Here is an 18,148-nt window from a genome sequence, read left to right as displayed (position 1 = left end):
GAGTTGTCAATGTGCGGCGCTCACGCCCCCGAGCCGCAGTCCAGGCAGTGCTCCACCGCCGGGGGCGCCATGCGCAAGTCGCGCTGCAACATGCGCAAGGCGGTGCGCAGGCCCTCTTCGATGACCGGGTGGTAGAAGGGGCTGTCCAGCATCTGCTGCACGGTGTCGCCGCGCTGCACTGACCAGGCGAGCAGATGGGCCAGATGCTCGGCGCGCGGCCCCAGCATCTCCGCACCGAGCAGGCGTCCGCTGCCCGCTTCGGCGTAGACATGCAGCGCGCCCTGGTTGACCGCCATCACGCGGCTGCGGCCCTGGTCGGCAAACGACACCTGGCCGGCGAGAAAGGGAGCGCCCGCTGCCAACAGTTCGGCATGGCTGCGCCCCGCAATGGCCATTTGCGGATCGCTGAACACGACGGCGAGTGGCGCGCGGCGTGGCCGCACCCGCACATCGGGCCAGCGGCCGGCGTTGTCGCCCGCAATGCGTCCTTCGTCGGCTGCCTCATGCAACAGTTCCCGCTCACCACCCGCATCGCCAGCGATGAAGACTGGCGTGTCGCCGACCTGCCCGGTATGGCGATCGAATGGCAGGCGCCCGTCCGCTTGCAGGGGCAGACCACTGTGCTCCAAGCCCAGGCCCGCCAAGCGCGGACGGCGCCCGGCGGCAGCCAGGGCGAAGTCGAAGCGCTCGATGTGCCCGTCCAGTTCAAGCAGGACCTCGTCGCCCTCTCGCCGCAACTTGGGCGCCGCCTGGTTCAGCGACAGCGCCAGTTCGCTGCTGAACAGCTCGCGTGCCAATGCCTGCAGCGCCGGATCAGTGAGCGGACCCACGCGCTGGCTGCGGCCGAGCACCCGCACCCGCACACCCAGGCGATGCAGCGCCTGGGCCAGCTCCAGCGCGATCACGCCTGTGCCCAGCACCAGCACTGCCTTGGGCAGGGTCTGCCAGTCAAACAACTCGTCATTGCGGATCAGCCGATCACCCAGCGCCGACGACCAGGCCGTTTCGACATGGGGCTCGGAGCCGGTGGCAATGACGATGCGCGCTGCCTGCACCCGATGCAGCTCGCCGTCATGGCCGCTGACTTCCAAGGTCTGTGGCGCCGTGAAGCGTGCCCAGCCTTGCAGACGGTGCTCCGGCGCCCAGCTGTGCACCGCCTCGGTCACGAACCCGACAAAGCGATCGCGCTCGCCGCGCACCCGGGCCATCACGGCCGCACCATCGATGCGAGGAGGCGCATCGACTCGCACGCCAAAGCGCCCTGCCTCAGCCACGGCATGGGCCGCCTCGGCCGCCGCGATCAGCAGCTTGCTGGGCATGCAGCCCACACGGGCACAGGTGGTGCCATACGGGCCGCCCTCGATGGCCAGCACGTCACGGGTGTGCGCCAGGGCGGCGCGGTAGGCGGACATGCCAGCGGTACCGCTGCCGATGATGGCAACATCCACTTGGTGTTGACGCATGCATCACTCCTTCGAGTTGCGAGGGTTTCAGCCAAGCGCCAGCCGCTTGGCAATGCCTCCACTGTGCGCACTTGTTGCCCGCAAGTGAACCACCGTCGCAGCCAAGTCACTGATACGCATGCCGGAACAATAGGATCCATCGCAACTGACCAAGCGGATTCCGCACGCCGCGCGCAATGCTCCGATTCGCCGGTCCTGCTTGAAGGTGCAGCAGCCTGCGCATGTAATGCAGGCTTTCCAACTACAGAGATTTGGCGCCCATGAAAGCAGTCCTCGAAGCCCGCAACGACAGCCACGCCCGTGAGGTCCTGGCCCTGGAAGATGACCGCCCGACGTTGGTGGACTTCGCCGCCACCTGGTGCGGCCCGTGCCAGGGTCTTGCGCCGGTGCTGGAGTCCTTCGCCCAGTCGCGCGGTGATTCACTGCGTGTGCTGAAGATCGATATCGACGCCTGCCCGGATCTGACGCGAGAGGTCGGCATCCGCAGCGTGCCGACGCTGCTGCTGGTGCGCAACGGTGAAGTCCTCGCCAGCCGCCTGGGCGCGGCCTCTTCCGGTGAGTTGGGCCGCTTCGTCGATGGCGTGCTGGCATGACCGGGCAGACGGCCCGCGGGCTGGCGCGAGCACGCCAGGGCGTGGTAGCGCTTGCCATCTTGGGCTTGCTCTCGGGCTGCGCGATCTAGGCGGTGCACACCACGGACGCGGAGCTCGTATTGCCACGCAGCCTCGCCTGGCCGATGCCTTGCCGTCGCCGCCTGGCGCCAGTGCCCCGCAGCGCTCGCTGGTCGAGCGCGTCTGCAAGTTCGCCGGGGCAGCGCAGTGGAGCGTGTTCCAGTCCGCCCCCTCTCCCACCGGGGCGGGCAATGCGGATCGCTCCTATAGCCCGCTGTGGCGGATGGTGCTGGTGCGCTGGAGCCCGGCCGCCGTGCGGCAGGAGCTGAGATCCGAGGAGGCCATCCTGGCCGCCCAGGACAGGGGCGAACTGACATTGACCGTGACCGACGTCGTCTTGAACTGTCCCGTTGTGCGCTAGGTGGATGGGCAGTCCCTGAAGGGCGTGCGCTAGGCACGCCGCTGCGTGCCTCCATTGTTCCAGCGCCGGAAATACTCCACTCAGCCAGGCATGGATTCCAAAGCAAGCCGGCATCGACCACAGTGGAGAGCCTCGACGCTGCGGCCGCCAAGACCATCGCCGCAGCCCAAGCACAGCCCCTGAAAGCCCAAAGGAAAAACCATGAGCCGAGCCTATTCCGACCTCGCGTTCACGCCCACCGTGAGGGCCATGCAAACCCGCATGGGCAGCCGCTCGGCCTATGAAGCACTGGACCACACGGACGACCGCCGCGACACCTTGACCGCACGCGAGTCGGAATTCATTCACGCCCGTGATGGCTTCTATCAAGCCACGGTAGGCGAAACAGGCTGGCCCTATGTGCAGTTCCGGGGTGGACCTGCCGGCTTTCTCAAGGTGCTGGATGCCAAGACCCTGGGCTATGCCGACTTCCGCGGCAATGTGCAGTACATCAGCGTCGGCAATCTTCAGGGCAATGACCGCGTCTCCATCATCCTGATGGACTACGCCCATCAACGCCGGCTGAAGATCCTGGGGCGCGTCAAGTTGGTGACCGCCGACGAAGACCCTGCCCTGCTGGAACGGCTGGCCCTGCCTGAGTACGAGGCACGGGTTGAGCGCGCCATGCTGATCACGGTGGAAGCCTACGACTGGAATTGCCCCAAGCACATCACGCCTCGCTTCACCGAGGCTGAGGTGAACGAGGCCGTGGCGCCACTGCGTGACGAGTTGCGTAAGGCACGCCGGGCGCTCGCTCGCCATTCCGGCGCCATGCCAGTTGAGCCACCGGAACTGCAGCTGGGCAAAGGCCCTTTGGCTCTACGCATCAGCGGGGTGCGTCAGCTCACGCCGCGGGTTCGCGCCTATGAGCTTCGCAGCCTGGATGGCGCAGAGCTGCCAGCGGTCCAGGCCGGCTCACACCTGGACATGCCTGTACGGCTTGTCAATGGCACGCTGAGCAGCCGCCGCTACTCGATTGCATCCAACCCGCAACGCCGCGACGCCTACGAAATCGCAGTGCTGCGAGAGAACGCGGGCAGCGGCGGATCGGCGGCCGTTCACGACAGCTATCAGCTGGGCATGGTTCTGCACTGCAGCCTGCCCGGCAATGACTTCGCGCTGGATCCCGACAGCGATGCGCCGGCGGTGCTGGTGGCCGGCGGCATCGGCATCACCCCGATCAAGGCCATGGCCCAGGCGCTGCGCTCTGCCGGCCGAGCGTTTGAGCTGCACTATGCGGTGCGCTCGCGGCGCGAGGGGGCTTACCTCGACCGCCTGGAGCGCGAGTTCGGTGCGCAGATGCACAGCTATGCCGCGGATCGAGATGCGCGTCTGGATCCCCAGGGGCTGGTGCAGGCGGCGCGGCCCGGCACGCACTTTTATGTCTGCGGCCCGCAAGGCCTGGTCAATGCTGTCCGGGAGGCGGCCCGAAGAGCCGGCGTGCCGGCCGAGCAGGTGCACAGCGAGGCCTTTCAAGCCGCGCCAAGCGCTGCCCCACAGCGGCCGTTGTCAGTCACCCTGCCTCGGCGCGGACAGCGCATCGAGGTGAGCGCTGGTCAGAGCATTCTGGAAGCGCTGGAGCAGGCTGGGGTGGAAGTACCCTCAGGGTGCCGCGGCGGCAGTTGCGGGCAATGCGCCGTGAAAGTGTTGGAGGGCCAGCCCGAACACCGTGACAGCGTGCTCAGCGAGGCCGAACGTACGCAGGCGCGTCGCATGTGCATCTGCGTGTCTCGCGCAGCCGGTGATCACCTGACCCTGGACCTCTGAGCCGCCTTTCAACAGAGAACAGAGGCAGGGCCGCTCTGGCTCAAGCGCTGTCAGTCCAGCGCCTTGCTTTCGCGCAGACGCTCGATCGCCAGGTCCAGAAACGCGCGCGCCTTCTGAGAGGCATGGCGCCCCTCACGATGCACCAGATGCACCGGCAGGGGTGCCGTCTCGAACTCGCTCAGAACGACCTGGAGCCGACCTTCGCGCACATGCTCGGCCACCTGGTAGGACATCAGCCGCGTCAAACCAAAACCCGCCACGACGGCAGCTACTGCTGAGTCATTGGTGGTGGTGGTCATGCGCGGCTGCAGCTTGACGCTTTTTGGCACGCCGTTCTCCACCAAGCGCCACTCCGGCGTTGGGGTGACGCCGCTGGCCGACACGATCGTGTGGGCCGTCAATTCGTCCGGTGTTTGCGGAGCGCCGTGGCGCGCCAGATAGCTGGGCGCCGCACAGATCACGCGGCGCACACGGCCAACCCGGATCGCCTGCAGGGATGAGTCCGGCAGTTCCCCGATGCGAACCGCGATGTCCACCCCCTCATCGACCAGATTCACCACGCGGTCGAGGAACCAGCATGAAGCCGTCACCTCAGGATAACGCTTCAAATACTCAGCAACGATCGGGGTGACGAACAGCGCGCCAAACAGCACAGGCGCGGTGAGCGAGAGCCGCCCGCGCGGCGCGGCGTGCAGCCCGCTCACCGATTCGTCCGCCTCAGCCAACTCAGCCAGGATGCGGCGGCAATCCTCCACATAACGCGCCCCCGCCTCGGTCACGCGCACCACGCGGGTCGTCCGTGTCAGCAGGCGCACCCCCAGGTGAGCTTCCAGCTCACTGATGGCACGGGTCACTGCGGGCGGGGAAATGTTGAGCTTGCGCGCCGCGCCAGCAAATCCGTTCGCATCCACGACCGAAACGAACACGTTGATCAGATGCAGTCGGTCCACTGTTTCTCCTCGCGCAACGATGCCTTTGATTTGCGGCCAATTCTAGAAGGCTTCGACAGAAATCTGGTCCTGCTTATGCGGCGATACCCAGGCGCCGGCGGTGCACGACGGGACGGCACGGCTCCCGTGATGTGATGATCCGAACCTCATTGCACCAGCCGTCGAAGCAACCGAGCTGGGGCGCGAGATACCCCTTGCCCGCCGGGATCGGGAACTCCGCGATGCCAGTGAGCCACGTCGCGTTCGCCGCGGTGGCCCGGAAGTCCCGGTTCAGCACTGTGCCGGGCGCCGGCCTGATCTCGCCCATGCGGGAGCCTTACCGTGAGCGGCGAGCAGGCCCTCCTCATTCATGCGACGGCGAACGACCCTTCCCGAGAAGCTCACGGATTGATCGCTGAGGGAAGCAGGGATTCGCCGGTCGCCGTAGCAGCGCTGCCTGCGCTCGAAGACGTTGCCATGACAGCGGGCCGAGCGACAACTGAGCGCGCTTGACACCTGTGGGTCAGCGCTCGTCGCGCAAGGGGTCGCGCAAGGGGTCACGCAACAGCGCCAGCAAAACGCGCTGCGCCGGACCGATGACGGCGTCGCGCCGCCACACCACCGCAGCGTGGAAGCTTGGCATGCGGTCGCGCCCCTCCCAGCTCAGCGGCTCCAGGCGCACGAGGCGGCCAGCGGCCAGGTCATCGGAAACGAGATGCTCTGGCAGGCTGCCCCAGCCCACGCCGGCGAGCAGCAGGCTGCGTTTGCTGCTCAGCGAGTTGACGTACCAGCAGTCGGTGGCGTGCACGCCCAGGTCCTGCGGCGCCAGCCACTCGGTGCCCGAATGCCAGACGACCTGCATGTGCAGGCGCAAGCGCTCCGGCTCGATGGGCTGAGGCTCGGCCGCCAGCGGGTGGCCAGGGGCGGCCACCGCCACCAGCGACTGCTCGGCGATGCGGAAGGACTCGAACTGCGGACCGATCGGCGTGGCTTCGGCCAGCAGGGCGATCTGCACTTGGCCGCTGCTCATCAGCTCCAGCGCCCGGCCGTGCAGCTCGGCGCGCATCGCGACGCGCACGGTCGGATGCTGGGCATGCAACCGACTCAGCGCCTCAGCCAGCGGTTGTTCGTGCACGAACGGCCCCACGGCGACGCTCAGGCTGGCCTCCAGGCCCAGCGCGAAGCCCTGCGACGCACGGCGAAAGCCGTCGGCCTCGGCCAGCACCTGGCGAGCCCGCGGCAGCAGCGCCCGGCCGGCGTCGGTCAAGACCGCGCGGTAGCCGCTGCGATCGAACAGCAGCAGGCCGCTGGCCTCCTCCAGGTTGCGGATCGCATGGGTCACGGCCGACTGCGCCCGCCCCAGTTGGCGGGCCGCCGCCGCAAAGCCGCCACACTCGACGACGGCCTGGAAAACGACGAATTGATCCAGCGTGTAGTCAGCCACTTGATCTGATTTTTAGATGGAGTCCATACACGCTAGCAGGTTTTCACATTGAGCGGACAGGGCGACCATGACAACACCCTCACCTCTGACCCAGCGTCCGCCAAGGAGCTTCTCATGACCACAACCTCCACCCTGCCCACCGCCGCCCCTCGCACGACCGCCGGTCTCGCGCTGCGCGCCGGTCTCTGGATCGCCCAGGGCCTGCTGGCCTTTGTCTACCTTTGGGCCGCCTCGATGAAGCTGGGCAAGTCGCCGGCCGAGTTGGCAGGCGTCATCCCTTGGGCGGCACAGTCCTCCGAGGCCTTCGTGCGCGCCATCGGCCTGGTGGACCTGGCCGCGGGCCTGGGCATCCTGCTGCCGGCGCTGACTCGCATCGCCCCGCGCCTGACGGTGGCCGCCGCCCTGGGCGCCTCGGCGCTGCAGGTCTGCGCGATGGCCTTCCACCTGTCCCGCGGGGAAGCCGCCGTGCTGCCGTTCAACCTCGTGCTGCTGGCCCTGTCGCTGTTCGTCGCCTGGGGTCGCGCCCGCAAGGCGCCCATCGCTGCCCGGGGCTGAGCCGGCAAGAAATCGCATGATGAGTCCCGCCGACACCTCGGGTCCCCGCCTGCCCAGCTACTTTCTCTGCCACGGTGGCGGGCCTTGGACCAGCATGCAGGGGTCGCTGCGCGAGCAACTGCGCGTGCTGGAGGCCGGGCTGCTGGATGTGCCCCGCCCACTGCCGCAACGCCCCCGGCGATGCTCGTTGTGTCGGCGCACTGGGTCAGCGACAACTTCGCCGTCAGCACCGCCAGCGAGCCCGGCATGGTCGATGACTATTTCGGCTTCCCGCCTGAGATTTGCCGGGTGCGTCAGGCCGCACCGGACCAGCCGCTGGCGGCGTTGGGCCCGCGCGCGCCGCTGGTCCTCAACGACCTGGCCCCGGCCCGCAGCCTGCTTGTCGGCGACGAGACGGCACTGAGCCTGGCGCCGGGTGACGCCCCTGCGGAGTGCTGCTGGAGGCCACGGTGCCGACAGCCGTCGCAATGGCGGCCGAGGTGCTGCGGCTGCCGGTCCAGCTCGTGGGGCGCCTGCCCGGTGACGCGCACTGGCACGAACTGGCAGCGCTGGAGCCGGACATCCGGGACGTTCTGGCCGGCCCTGCTGCCACCGTCAACCACCTGCTGCGCCAGCTCAGATAGCACGGTGAGTCTACTGCCCGCCGCCGGACCAAGGCCTGCTGGACCGACGGCAACGCTGGCCTAGACTGCATGACCCGGCAATTCCCGGGCTTGCGCGGCAAGACAGCCGCTTGTCCTTCCTCAACACCGCATCGCGCGGTCCACACCATGCCCAAGCCCCCCCTGCCGAGCACCGCACCGCCTCTGCTCGCCGCCTTGCTCACGGCACTCAGCCCCCTGACCAGCATGGCCCACGGCCCCGACGATGGCGCGGGCGGCGATGGCGCCTCCCACTGGGGCCTGGGCCTCGCCGTGATGCCCGAGACCAGGGCTTATCGCGACTTTGACAACAAGACCGAGGTCTGGCCCATCCTGACCTTCGAGAACCGCTGGGTGCGCGTCCTCGGCCCAGGGCTGGAGTTCAAGCTGGGCCGCACTGGCCCGCTGAGCTATGGCCTCACCGTGGGCTATGCCCGCGACGGCTACAAGGCCAGCGACTCCCCCTTCCTTGCCGGCATGGACAAACGCCAGGCAAGCGCCTGGATTGGCGGCCGACTAGGCCTTCAGACAGGCCAGGTGTCGCTGAGCGCGGACTGGTCAGGCGACATGAGCAGCCATAGCAAGGGCCAGAAACTGCGCCTGGGCGCCGAGCATCGCATCGCGCTGGGCGAGTTTGGCCTGGCGCCGCGCCTGACGGTGACCTGGCTCGACAGCAAGTACGTGGACTACTACTACGGCGTGAAAACGTCCGAGGTGCGCGCCGACCGGGCGGCCTACCTGGCAGGCTCCACCGTCAACACCGAGTTGGGCTTGCGTTTGGACTACCGTATCGCCCCCCAACAGATGCTGTTCGCCGACCTCGGTGTCACCGCGTTGGGCAGCGCCATCAAGCGCAGCCCGTTGGTGGACCGCAGCACGCTGCCCGAGGTGCGCCTGGGCTACCTCTACCGCTTTTGAACTGCTGCTGAGGCGGGAGTGCCGTTTCGCTGCCAGAGGCAGCGGTCGCGCCAGGCATTCCCCGCGCTGTCTGCTCGGTCCCTGCCCCATCACGAATGGCCGTGCAGCAGAGATGGTTCAGAGGCACCTGCGCGCGTGCTCGAGTCCCGTCGGAAGGGTATGTTGGAGGTGCCGTCACGGCGGGGGCCCAGTGGCTGCCGTTGCTCGTCGCCAAAGCTGCCCTCGTAGGGATGCTCCTCGCGCTGACCGATCGCACCTGTCCTATGCTGCGGCATGGCCCCACAGAGGGCAAGACCAAGTCGGCTCGCGCAAGCGCTGCCGCAGAACGGGAGCTGGTCATGGCGCGAATCGTCCTCGCACACGGAATCCTTGGGTTCGGGCATCTCTTCCCGATGGACCCTGGCTTGTACTTCAATCGCATCGCAACGGAATACACGGAGCGCGGTCATGACGTGTTCTGCCCCTCGGTGCAGCCCGTCGGTTCTCTGCAAGAGCGCACCAAGCAACTTGCAGTCGCGGTGCTTCAGCGTTGGCCTGACGACGGGCAGCCCATCTACCTCTTGGCCCACAGCATGGGCGGGCTGGACTGCCGGCGAATGCTGGCCGTCTATCCCGACATCGCACGCAGGGTCCCACGGCTCATCACCATTGCAACCCCACACTTTGGAAGCCCGGTGGCAAATGCAGCGCTGAAGAAGGGTTTTTTGGGATTCCCTACGCCCGCAGAGCTCCTGACGGCCTATCTTGCAGACTATGCCGGCGCACTCGCCGACCTGACGCGGCGAAGCGTGCTTCAGAACGGCCCCGTCAACGGGTTCAAAGGCCAGCCGGTGGACTACGTCTGCATCGGCTGCAATGCGGCTGCGACATACCCCAGGTCGCCCGTCTTCGTGGCGACTGCCTTCGTTGGTGGCTTTGGCAAGGTTCCCAACGACGGGGTGGTCAGTCTGGACTCCTCCAGTCGGACCAACAAGCAGGCGGACTTGTTCGCAGTCTGGCCAGTCGATCACGGCGGCGCGATCGGTTGGCCCTCGGGGCTTCCCTTCGAGGCGGCCGAGGCCGCAGCGAGCCCACCAGCGGACCATTTGGCGCGATACGTGGCGCTGCTGGGCCCACTGCTGAAATGAATGCCTGGGGATGAGCTGGAAGACAGGGCCGAAGCCCTGGCCCTGAACCACGACACCTTCAGCCGCAACACCCGCACCCAGCTCAAGCAAGTGCTCGATGCCCTGCGCGAGCGGATGACGCCGCCCGCCCCCCCCCTCGCGCAGGACCGCCACCATCAGTTCATCCGTGAGTCGATGTTTCCTCATGGCTCCTCGGGGCTTGGAGCCGAACCGCACGGAACTCAAGCCCGCATCTGAAGAGACCGAGGCGCCACGCCAGCGCTCCGTGACCGAGCGCCGCCTGCGGCTGCAGCAGGCCCGGGCCAGCCCTCGCATCGAAGGCCATCAGCCCAGCGCGGAGTTTCTAGCGGACATGCTGGCCTTGATCACAGGGCAGATCGACGCCGAGGAGGTGCAGCGGCGGATCATCGAACGGGCGTGGAAGGCGGATCGGCGGGCGATGAACACAACCGTCGAACGCTGAGGGCGCGCTTGCGCAATGGGGGTCAGGTCTTGCCTATAGGCTTGAGACCTGACCCTCAGGCTCCGCTGTCAGGACTCGCAGCGCAAGCTCGCGGAGTTCCAATGCCGCCTCAACCGGCGCTTCGACCTGCGGACGACATTGACCGCGCCACTGAGCGACACCATCCGCTCCAAGCCCTGGCGGCAGGCTTCATTGAGGCAGCGGACCTAGCTGCCCAATCGGGAAAATTTCGATCGGCGCCAACACAGGGCGGCTCGAGGAACCCGGAATGAATAACTTTGCAATGCAGGGGAACATAGGCATTGCTTACAGGTCGAGGGCGGGATCATTTGTTCTAGAGTCAGCGCACGAACAGGGCGCCAAAACCTAATTTTTGAGTGGCTTGTTTGTGTCGCGCTGATCGTATCCGTTCAGCGCCAGGGCAGCGCTGCTCCGCTGCGACCCGTTGGTGGCCGGTCGTTTTCGCACGCGGGCCTGCGTGGCTTGATGACCGACTGCAGGAGAACGTCACGATGTCACAACCCGAACTGACCCAAGTTCAACACCTGCACCTGATTGCCGGCAATGTCGGTATGCCGGGCGCGCCGCTGTTGAGCCTCTCCCTGATTTACAACCCCGACAGCACGCCGGGTTCGCTCAGTGGCCTGGCGGTGATCACCCAGGCGATTGCGCCGCCCAATTCGCGCATCGAGATCCGCAACGTGTCCGGCACGGTTCACGGATTGGGGCTGGGCAAGGCCACCCGCGTGTTCTCGCTGACGGGCGAGTACTGGCAGAGCTTCCCGCCGCCCGCCATCGGCTCGATTCAAGAGAAGTTCACGGCCACGTTTGTGACGGACAACAACTGGCAAGGGGAGGGCGCGTTCAGCTACGGCGCTCAGCAAGTGACGGGCGTGCCCATCAAGTCCCAGGGCTGAATCCCCACGCCGTTTGACCGGCGCCTTCGACGGCGGGCTTTGACACCGCCGCCGGAGGCGCCCTTGAATTGATGGGCTTAGCCGGGGTAGAAAGAGCTGGCGCCGGAAATCTGAACAGTAACCGTCTAGGCACCCCACCTTGCCCCGCCCGATTGAGCCGACAACGATCGTGTCCACGATCAGCTCATGCCTGGACGTTACGCAGCGCGCGCACCCAGCTCGCCATTTCGGCCGTGCCAGGCGATCGACATCACCACCGAGCCGCGACGCACTTCGATGTCGATGCGTGGCAGGGCGGGTGGCATCGGTTTCTCGATCGCGAGGGGGACGAAGGTCGTGGTCGCTGCCGCTGCCGTTGCGACTGGCGACACGCCTTGTTCGCGAGCCCGCTTGCGCCAGCCGTGCACGATATTGGCATTGATGCCGTGGGCCATCGCCACCCTCACCACCGAGGCGCCAGGGGCCGCGCGCTCGGCCAGGATCTGCGCCTTCAGGACTGCGGTGTGAACACAAGCCCTCCTCTGACGAGTCCGCAGCGCCGCGCCAGCGCTCTGTGGCTGAGCGCCGCATGCGCCTGGAGCAGGCCCTGGCCAGCACCCGCATCGAGGGCCATCAGCCCAGTGCGGAGTTCCTGGCGGACATGGAGGCCATGATCGACGGCCAGCTCGACGCCGAGGAGGTGCGGCGGCGGATCATCGAACGGGCGCGGGAGGCGGATCGGCGGGCGACTGCAGGTCATGCCGGGCGTCTCGGGGCGCAGCCCTGACCTTTGCTGCCAGTGCCATGCCTACCTCCAGGTAGTGCCGGAACATCCGCCCTTTCGAGATGCCGTCGCGCGCTGCCTGCGCGAGCAGAGCTGAATCGACGTCAGGATCGACGTAGACGGTGCGAAAGACGAAGCCCCCTCCGCTCATAGCTCTGGACATGCCGCGTCGGCAGCAAGGTCGGCGCGGATGCTTCGGAACGTGCGTGCATCCATGGCAGGCCAGTGTAGGCAGGGCCCACCGCCGGACAAGGTGCGGCTGTTGCGTGGAACACGGCGTGAAACTTCTCAAATCCGATGAGAAGTCTTGAGAAGTCCGGGCAGGCTGGCGAGCGGCGGTCACGCCTTGCCGTGGCGGCGAAGAGGAAAGCACTGAGAACCTTCTAAGCGCCCTAGCTCGGACAGGGTGCCGCCTCAATCCCTGTCTGCGGATTTCACGGCAGTACCCCCCTTGGCATGGCTGAAGCTGGCTGCTTCATTTTGTATTTCACTCCGATTTCGAATACCTTAATCGTTGCCCCAGTGGCACCATCTTTCAGGGACTTCTGCCTAATTCTTAGGTCTTGTACTTCTTGGTTTGCTTTGTCGCCATATTTCTTGACTGCATTATAAACTGCCTCTTTGCTCTGAAAAGGCGCGTCGGGACTCTTCGACAAGTCCTCATTTAGGGTAGCGCTGGCCATTGTGGCCTGCTCGGCTTTATCGAGACAGTAATTCCTAGAAGACGGCGGGTTGCATGTCTTGGCGGAGTTGCTGTTTGAACTCCGCCGGGGTCAAGTATTGCAGGCGGCATCTGCATCCATTCCGACGCCCACAAGAGTTGCGCCAGGCCCGCCGCCTAAAGAGTAGTAGGAGCCGGCTTCCGTCGTCTGCTCAAATACAGTGACTTTTAGAAGTGCGCCCGTTTGTCCTTCCTGCTCCGCCTTAGATAGGCCCTCACGAAGCGCCGCGTCGAAGGATTTTTTTACTTCTCCGAAAACAACCGACTTATTGAATGCTGGGCCCGCAGAAGTTGCCAAATTCAACAGAAGGGTTATCGCAATAGCTACTTTGAGTCATCTCAGCTTCCCCGGAGGCCAGTAGGGCTACTTCGGACGCCCGCTACGCAGATTGCCGACTGTGAAAGCCGTGCCCAGGCCAGCAATCCGGAGTAAGTGCGCCAGTTCAAAATAATGCCGACGTGAGTGGCGCAAGCGTGTCTGGTCGCGAGTGATTCGGACCGGAGGCAGGTGATCGCAACGCGTCACTGAGAAAGACTGGGGTTGAGTCGGCGGCTCAGCTTGCTGCAGCACGCGAAGCCGCATCGCCGTTATGCGCGGCAAAGGCCAGACGAGCTGCCCCACCTTGACATCAAGCGGTCCTGCCGCATGGAAGGCGTTAGCAGGCTCGACCAGGGAGGGGCCAAGGGTAGAGAGGCCGCCCCCTCCTAACCATCGACGCTCGTCTGTGCGTCTCGTTTGCTCGGCTACTGCCCAACGAAACCACCGACAGTTGCGTCCTGCGTCTGCGCGAGACTGTGGCCTTCTACGCCAGCCTGGGCGTGTCCATGGGGCTCGCCATGACTAGCAACTGCATTGGCTGCAGGAATAACTTTCAAGCAGCCTGCGATGAACTGGAACGGGGCATCCGACACATCAAGACCTTGGCGTATACACGCCAGACCAACGGCAAGACCGAGCGCCCTATGCAGCCCTGCCTGCGTGAATGGGGCTGGATCTGGCCGCTCTACTGTCCTTCAACACTGGCTGCATATGGTTTCGGTCCCACTCCGTTCTCAATCGCCAGCCGTCGAGCAACCGCATCCCGCCTATGTACAACCTGCTACGACTCAGCCTCTAGCACCTTGTCACGCAGGCTCAAGCCTATCCAAACACCTCCCTGGGGCGTTTAAGCATGGTTGTCAATTTCGAACAGCTTCTACCGGTCAGGGCCGGGCAATTTTATTTCAAAGCCTGAATTGACAACTCAATTAAAGCCACCGTCATTTAACCTTGGGCAGGCCAAAATATGCAGGACGCCAAATAATATCGCCACGAATTACATCACCAAGCCTGCCATCAATTGAGCTTAGCAAATCCTCCCCATTCGCCGCAATCCACTACTCAGACCCATCTACCGCACAAATCAAGAACCTTCGGAAATCTTCCAAACACCAGTTATCAACGGGAATCGGCCTGCCAAACTCAAATAAATCAGGAAGAACCATTCTCATATTCAAACAAGCCACCACTTCCTCTTCAGAGCCTCTCACCTCCATCACCTTCTTCCTCATCTCCTTCGGAAGCGTCTCAAGCTGTGGATCGTGAGCTCTTTTCCTCCCGTCCTCTCTGATGGAAATATCTGCACTCATAAAGCTACCCACTCCCTCCATCTCCACCTTAAGCACTAAGGCGAGAGAAAGCCCCTCACGCCGAAGAAGCATTCTCTCCAGTCGGATTCCACTTCCCACATTTAAAGCAACGAAGCCCAAACGCTTTGCTGCATTTGCAAGCCTTACGCTGGAGAAAGAAGCTTTCATTTCATTCATGGCGGAAGGTGGGGCACCCGAGGATGCACACAGCGCTCTACATGCCCGCACTGGTGCAGCGGGGTAACCCGGTAGTCAGGCGCTTCGCAAAGCGGCTCAAGACGAAAAGTCACGCTCCCAAGGCCATCATTGGGATTTGCATTGCCAAGATGGCGATGCTGATCTTCGGCATACTGCGCTTTGGCCTTCCATTTGATCCAACGTCGCCCGTACCAAGTTTAAAGTTCAAAATGGTATCTGATCCTGCGAATGGTCGCTGCTCAGCACCAAATTTGAGGCTACCCTGCAAGAGAGAAGTGGGCACCCGAACGCGAAAACACCAATCCTGACCGGGCTTCAGCGAATTTCAGTCAGGCAGGCTTTATATATCCAGCACTTCTTAAAATATCAGCATCCTGCAAAATAGCACTGAACAGCTTACCATCCCGCTTGGGTGCAACCAACAATCCTTTCTCAGCCCGCTCCTTTAGCATCTGAGAAATCATGGTTTTAGTATAGGAAGACAATACCAACCCATCGACACCGCCCACCCCGCCCGAAATATCAACAACAAATTGAGTCGCGGGATCCAATATTATCTTCTCGATTGGAACCGCGCTATACCTAATGCAGAAATCAGAAAATTCAGCCTGAGATATATCCAATGCCCATTCAACATCGCGGTAGAAATTACTCCTCTTTTTTGAAAATATCCTTTTGTCAGCCTCATTCAAGCCAGGCTTAGGGACTCCATTGAGCATCAAAGCATCGAATCTACCAAAAACCTTAACTTGATCAAAAAAAGTCCCCCAGCATATCAATAGATCACCCCTAATACCTGAAAATGTGGATCTTCTTATTATCGCAGGCCCCACGGAGCACCCATTAATCTCCGCATCCATAATCAAGGCGTCGCATAAGGAATCTTGGCTATCTTTCTCCCAGTTTCCGTTGTAGCCAAAGGTCCCACCAACAAACGAACATCCTGCGCACTCCACACCTTTCAATGTGTAGCGTCCAAAAATTCGCCTGCCGCCACGAATGACCTTGGAGTTAGCCGTATTCATTTCTGAATCCTCATTACGGGCGAACATATTGAATCAATGTCAGCATGCCATCATAGCCTCTTCTAAGATGATCCTCCGCCCACCTGGTACCCTTCGTTGTTATGTCATAAACTCTCTCTCCATATTTCGAGGCAAAATCTGGCGATCTAGTGAATGGGCGACTCGTGTAATTTAGCAAGCGACTCAATACCGGGCTCCTTGCCACATAATTTGCAGCATATCGCTCCACCGCCTTCCCATAGTTCGCAGCGGCAAGGCGTGTTCCGGCAGCCATTTCTTTCACTGACAAAAACTCGGACATGGCCAGTTCATTGCTTGAAAATTCCTTCACTGCCTGACGAGTCGCGTACTTCAATCCTTCACGCTCAATAAAGCCCAACGCGCCCTGAGCAAGCACAGGAGCACCTACTACAGCTCCCATTGCCACTGCCCCGCCACCAACCATTAATGTGGCATGGCCTGCCATTGGGTTATCCCCCTCAGGATCCCCCATGGGATTTACCATAGTGAGACCTTGATAACCTGTTGAGCCTTCCGCTTTGCTGGTGCCAGAGGAGCCTGCGGACGACCCTGAGTCAGCCACCACCTCGCAGCCGCCCATCTTTCGACACTCGGCATTGGTAAGCGTCGGATCCCTTCCATCCGGATCCACTTTGGCATACGGGTTGTTACCGACGTAGGTATACAGCCCGAACCTTTTGCCAGTCTCGGCATCCGTGACGATAGGGTCGATCGACAGGAACCTCCCGGCGATGGGATCGTAATACCGCTGCTGCATGTACACGAGCTCCGTCTCCGGATCCTGCACATGCCCCGTGTACCCCATCAGGCTGGTCGCTGGCCCGGGCTTGGTGCCGGCCGCCACGTAGCCGTAGGGCTCGTAGCGCGTGCGGTTCAGCAAGGCACCCGTGGGCCCGGTATGGGCCACCGGGCTGCCCAGGGCGTCGGTGTGGACGTACTGCGTGCCGCTGGCGCTGTTGAGCTCGGCAATCGCCTTGCCGGCCAGGTAGACGTAGGCCGTGCTGCTGGCCGGGCGTGAGCCGCCGCTGCTGGTGCTCCACAGCAGCTGGCCGGCCTGGCTGTAGAGCGAGAGGCGCGTGCTGCCGTCGCCGCCGCCGCTGACCTGGATGCGCCGGCCCAGGCCGTCGTACACATAGCTCCCGCCAGGCACCGCGGACTGCAGGCGGTTGCCCTGGTCGAAGAAGTACTGCTGGGCGCCCTTGCGCTTGATGTTCCCGTACGGGTCGTAGTCGTAGAGCTGCTGCGTGCCGTTGACGTCCACCCGGTTCAGCCGGTTCGTGCCGTCCAGGTAGTTCAGCGTGACGCTGCGACTGCCGACGTTGGCGGTCTTGAGGTTGTCCGCCGCGTCGTAGGTGTAGGTCGCGGCCCCCCAAACGCCGGGCGCGCTGGCGCTGGTGAGGCGGTCCAGGTCGTCGTAGCCCATGCTGCGGCTGAAGACGCTCTCCTGCTGGTCGCTGATGCTGTTGACGTTGCCGTTGGCATCGTAGGCGTAGGCATCCTTCATGACGCCCACGTCTTCGTTGGTCTGCGGCAGGCCGCGCAGATTCAGAGTCAGCGTGTGCTGGATGCCGTTGCCGAAGCGGAAGCTGTTGACCGCCCCGTTGGGATGGAAGCTCAAGCTGGTGGCGAAGCTGCCCACCTGGCTGGGCTCGCCCAGGGCATTGGGCACATAGCTGACACCTGGGCCGCCGATGGGGTAGCTCAGGCTGGCCAGGTGGCCGTTGGGGCTGTAGCCCCAGCTGAAGGCCCAGCTCTGGCCCGCATAGCTCAGGGTCTCGGTGCTGATCAGGCGCAGGCTGTTGTAGACATAGCTCCAGGTGCTGCCATTGCTGCTCACGGTCTTGAGCTTGCCGTCAGGCCAGTACTCGCGCGTGATGCCCGGGCTGGTGTCCCCGTAGCTCGTGCTTGTGAGCCGATTCATGGGGTCGTAGCCGTAGCTGATCTTGGCCGCAGCCGGCACGCTGAGCGTGTCGCAGGCGCTGGCAAGGGTCAGGTTTTGCCCCGGGGCCTTCCAGCTGAGATTGCCGGCCAGGTCGTAGTCCTGGATGGTGGCGTTGACCTCGGGCTCGATGGTCTTGCACAGGCGTTGACCGGCGTCGTAGACATAGCGGCGCGTCACCCCGCCGCGGCTGATGGACGTGGGCTTGCCGAAGGCGTCCCGGGTGATGGTCACCGTCACGCCCGCAGGCAGGCTGGCGGAGGCCAGCTTGGCGTCCTCGGGCTTGTCCAGGGCCCAGAAGCTCTGGGTGCTGGTTTTGTTGCGTGGGTTGGTGGACTGCGTCTGGAAGCCGCTGAGGTAGGCCTGGGTGCTGGTGAGCACGCCCAGCTCGCTGTCGGCCTCGGTGCGCAACAGCCGGCCCAGGGCGTCATACGTCATGCGGCGGCCGGGGCTGGTGATGCCGACCGTCGATGCGTCACGCTGGGGGTAGCTCTCGAAGGCCAGCTGGCCGGCGCTGTCATAGCCCTTGACCACGACCTTGCGGCTGCTGGCCTCCT

General features: G+C 63.9%; 19 protein-coding genes. 11 read left to right on the top strand and 8 right to left on the bottom strand.

The window, feature by feature from the left end; translation table 11 throughout:
• Window positions 1-20: 20 nt before the first annotated feature.
• Window positions 21-1,463 carry a dihydrolipoyl dehydrogenase gene (locus H5407_RS19960; RefSeq protein WP_183106252.1) on the bottom strand — a complete coding sequence of 481 codons (1,443 nt, stop codon included), beginning with the start codon at window positions 1,461-1,463 and terminating at the stop codon, window positions 21-23.
• Between the two features lie 260 nt (window positions 1,464-1,723).
• Here H5407_RS19960 and H5407_RS19955 point away from each other — a divergent pair, with 260 nt between their 5' ends.
• The 3 genes from H5407_RS19955 (at window position 1,724) to H5407_RS19945 (ending at window position 4,301) form a co-directional block, all read left to right on the top strand.
• Complete coding sequence (locus tag H5407_RS19955) at window positions 1,724-2,056, top strand: co-chaperone YbbN (RefSeq protein ID WP_183106251.1); 333 nt, start codon at window positions 1,724-1,726, stop codon at window positions 2,054-2,056.
• Window positions 2,057-2,204: 148 nt separating this feature from the next.
• Window positions 2,205-2,495, top strand: a complete 291-nt coding sequence (locus H5407_RS19950; RefSeq protein ID WP_183106250.1) for a hypothetical protein — start codon at window positions 2,205-2,207, stop codon at window positions 2,493-2,495.
• A gap of 201 nt (window positions 2,496-2,696) precedes the next feature.
• Window positions 2,697-4,301, top strand: coding sequence for a 2Fe-2S iron-sulfur cluster-binding protein (locus H5407_RS19945; RefSeq protein ID WP_183106249.1), 1,605 nt, complete (start codon window positions 2,697-2,699; stop codon window positions 4,299-4,301).
• Window positions 4,302-4,351: 50 nt separating this feature from the next.
• Here the strand turns inward: H5407_RS19945 and H5407_RS19940 are convergent, their stop codons facing one another.
• From H5407_RS19940 to H5407_RS19930, 3 genes are all read right to left on the bottom strand, one after another.
• Complete coding sequence (locus H5407_RS19940; protein WP_183106248.1) at window positions 4,352-5,251, bottom strand: LysR family transcriptional regulator; 900 nt, start codon at window positions 5,249-5,251, stop codon at window positions 4,352-4,354.
• A 73-nt stretch (window positions 5,252-5,324) separates the two neighbouring features.
• Window positions 5,325-5,558 (bottom strand): hypothetical protein, encoded by a 234-nt coding sequence (locus H5407_RS19935; RefSeq protein WP_183106247.1) that lies wholly within the window; start codon window positions 5,556-5,558, stop codon window positions 5,325-5,327.
• Window positions 5,559-5,753: 195 nt separating this feature from the next.
• Complete coding sequence (locus H5407_RS19930; RefSeq protein WP_183106246.1) at window positions 5,754-6,674, bottom strand: LysR family transcriptional regulator; 921 nt, start codon at window positions 6,672-6,674, stop codon at window positions 5,754-5,756.
• 114 nt (window positions 6,675-6,788) lie between these two features.
• Between H5407_RS19930 and H5407_RS19925 the strand changes: the two genes are divergently transcribed.
• The 7 genes from H5407_RS19925 (at window position 6,789) to H5407_RS19895 (ending at window position 11,295) form a co-directional block, all read left to right on the top strand.
• Entirely contained in the window at window positions 6,789-7,229 is a 441-nt protein-coding gene (locus H5407_RS19925; protein WP_183106245.1) for a DoxX family protein, read from the top strand.
• Between the two features lie 449 nt (window positions 7,230-7,678).
• Entirely contained in the window at window positions 7,679-7,852 is a 174-nt protein-coding gene (locus H5407_RS19920; protein WP_183106244.1) for a hypothetical protein, read from the top strand.
• A gap of 147 nt (window positions 7,853-7,999) precedes the next feature.
• Window positions 8,000-8,788, top strand: coding sequence for a MipA/OmpV family protein (locus H5407_RS19915; protein WP_183106243.1), 789 nt, complete (start codon window positions 8,000-8,002; stop codon window positions 8,786-8,788).
• 338 nt (window positions 8,789-9,126) lie between these two features.
• Entirely contained in the window at window positions 9,127-9,915 is a 789-nt protein-coding gene (locus tag H5407_RS19910) for a triacylglycerol lipase (RefSeq protein WP_183106242.1), read from the top strand.
• Entirely contained in the window at window positions 9,916-10,152 is a 237-nt protein-coding gene (locus H5407_RS19905; RefSeq protein WP_183106241.1) for a hypothetical protein, read from the top strand.
• Window positions 10,153-10,180: 28 nt separating this feature from the next.
• Window positions 10,181-10,378 (top strand): antitoxin VbhA family protein, encoded by a 198-nt coding sequence (locus H5407_RS19900; protein ID WP_183106240.1) that lies wholly within the window; start codon window positions 10,181-10,183, stop codon window positions 10,376-10,378.
• Window positions 10,379-10,890: 512 nt separating this feature from the next.
• Window positions 10,891-11,295, top strand: coding sequence for a DUF1842 domain-containing protein (locus tag H5407_RS19895; protein WP_183106239.1), 405 nt, complete (start codon window positions 10,891-10,893; stop codon window positions 11,293-11,295).
• Between the two features lie 197 nt (window positions 11,296-11,492).
• On the opposite strand, the gene H5407_RS19890 is transcribed toward H5407_RS19895, so the two are convergent.
• Window positions 11,493-11,789 carry a transposase gene (locus H5407_RS19890; RefSeq protein WP_255501346.1) on the bottom strand — a complete coding sequence of 99 codons (297 nt, stop codon included), beginning with the start codon at window positions 11,787-11,789 and terminating at the stop codon, window positions 11,493-11,495.
• Window positions 11,790-11,863: 74 nt separating this feature from the next.
• Between H5407_RS19890 and H5407_RS19885 the strand changes: the two genes are divergently transcribed.
• Entirely contained in the window at window positions 11,864-12,061 is a 198-nt protein-coding gene (locus H5407_RS19885; protein ID WP_183106238.1) for an antitoxin VbhA family protein, read from the top strand.
• Between the two features lie 2,095 nt (window positions 12,062-14,156).
• On the opposite strand, the gene H5407_RS19880 is transcribed toward H5407_RS19885, so the two are convergent.
• The 3 genes from H5407_RS19880 to H5407_RS19870 all read right to left on the bottom strand — a co-directional run.
• Window positions 14,157-14,576 carry a hypothetical protein gene (locus H5407_RS19880; protein WP_183106237.1) on the bottom strand — a complete coding sequence of 140 codons (420 nt, stop codon included), beginning with the start codon at window positions 14,574-14,576 and terminating at the stop codon, window positions 14,157-14,159.
• 359 nt (window positions 14,577-14,935) lie between these two features.
• Complete coding sequence (locus H5407_RS19875; protein WP_183106236.1) at window positions 14,936-15,658, bottom strand: hypothetical protein; 723 nt, start codon at window positions 15,656-15,658, stop codon at window positions 14,936-14,938.
• Window positions 15,645-18,148 (bottom strand): RHS repeat domain-containing protein (locus H5407_RS19870; protein WP_183106235.1); only part of this gene is annotated, 2,504 nt, incomplete at its 5' end. The genes H5407_RS19870 and H5407_RS19875, both read right to left, overlap by 14 nt.

The sequence above is a fragment of the Mitsuaria sp. WAJ17 genome, assembly GCF_014174515.1.
Taxonomy (GTDB): domain Bacteria; phylum Pseudomonadota; class Gammaproteobacteria; order Burkholderiales; family Burkholderiaceae_C; genus Roseateles_B.
Note: the sequence above shows the minus strand (reverse complement) of the source record. Positions and strands in the feature narration are given on the sequence as shown.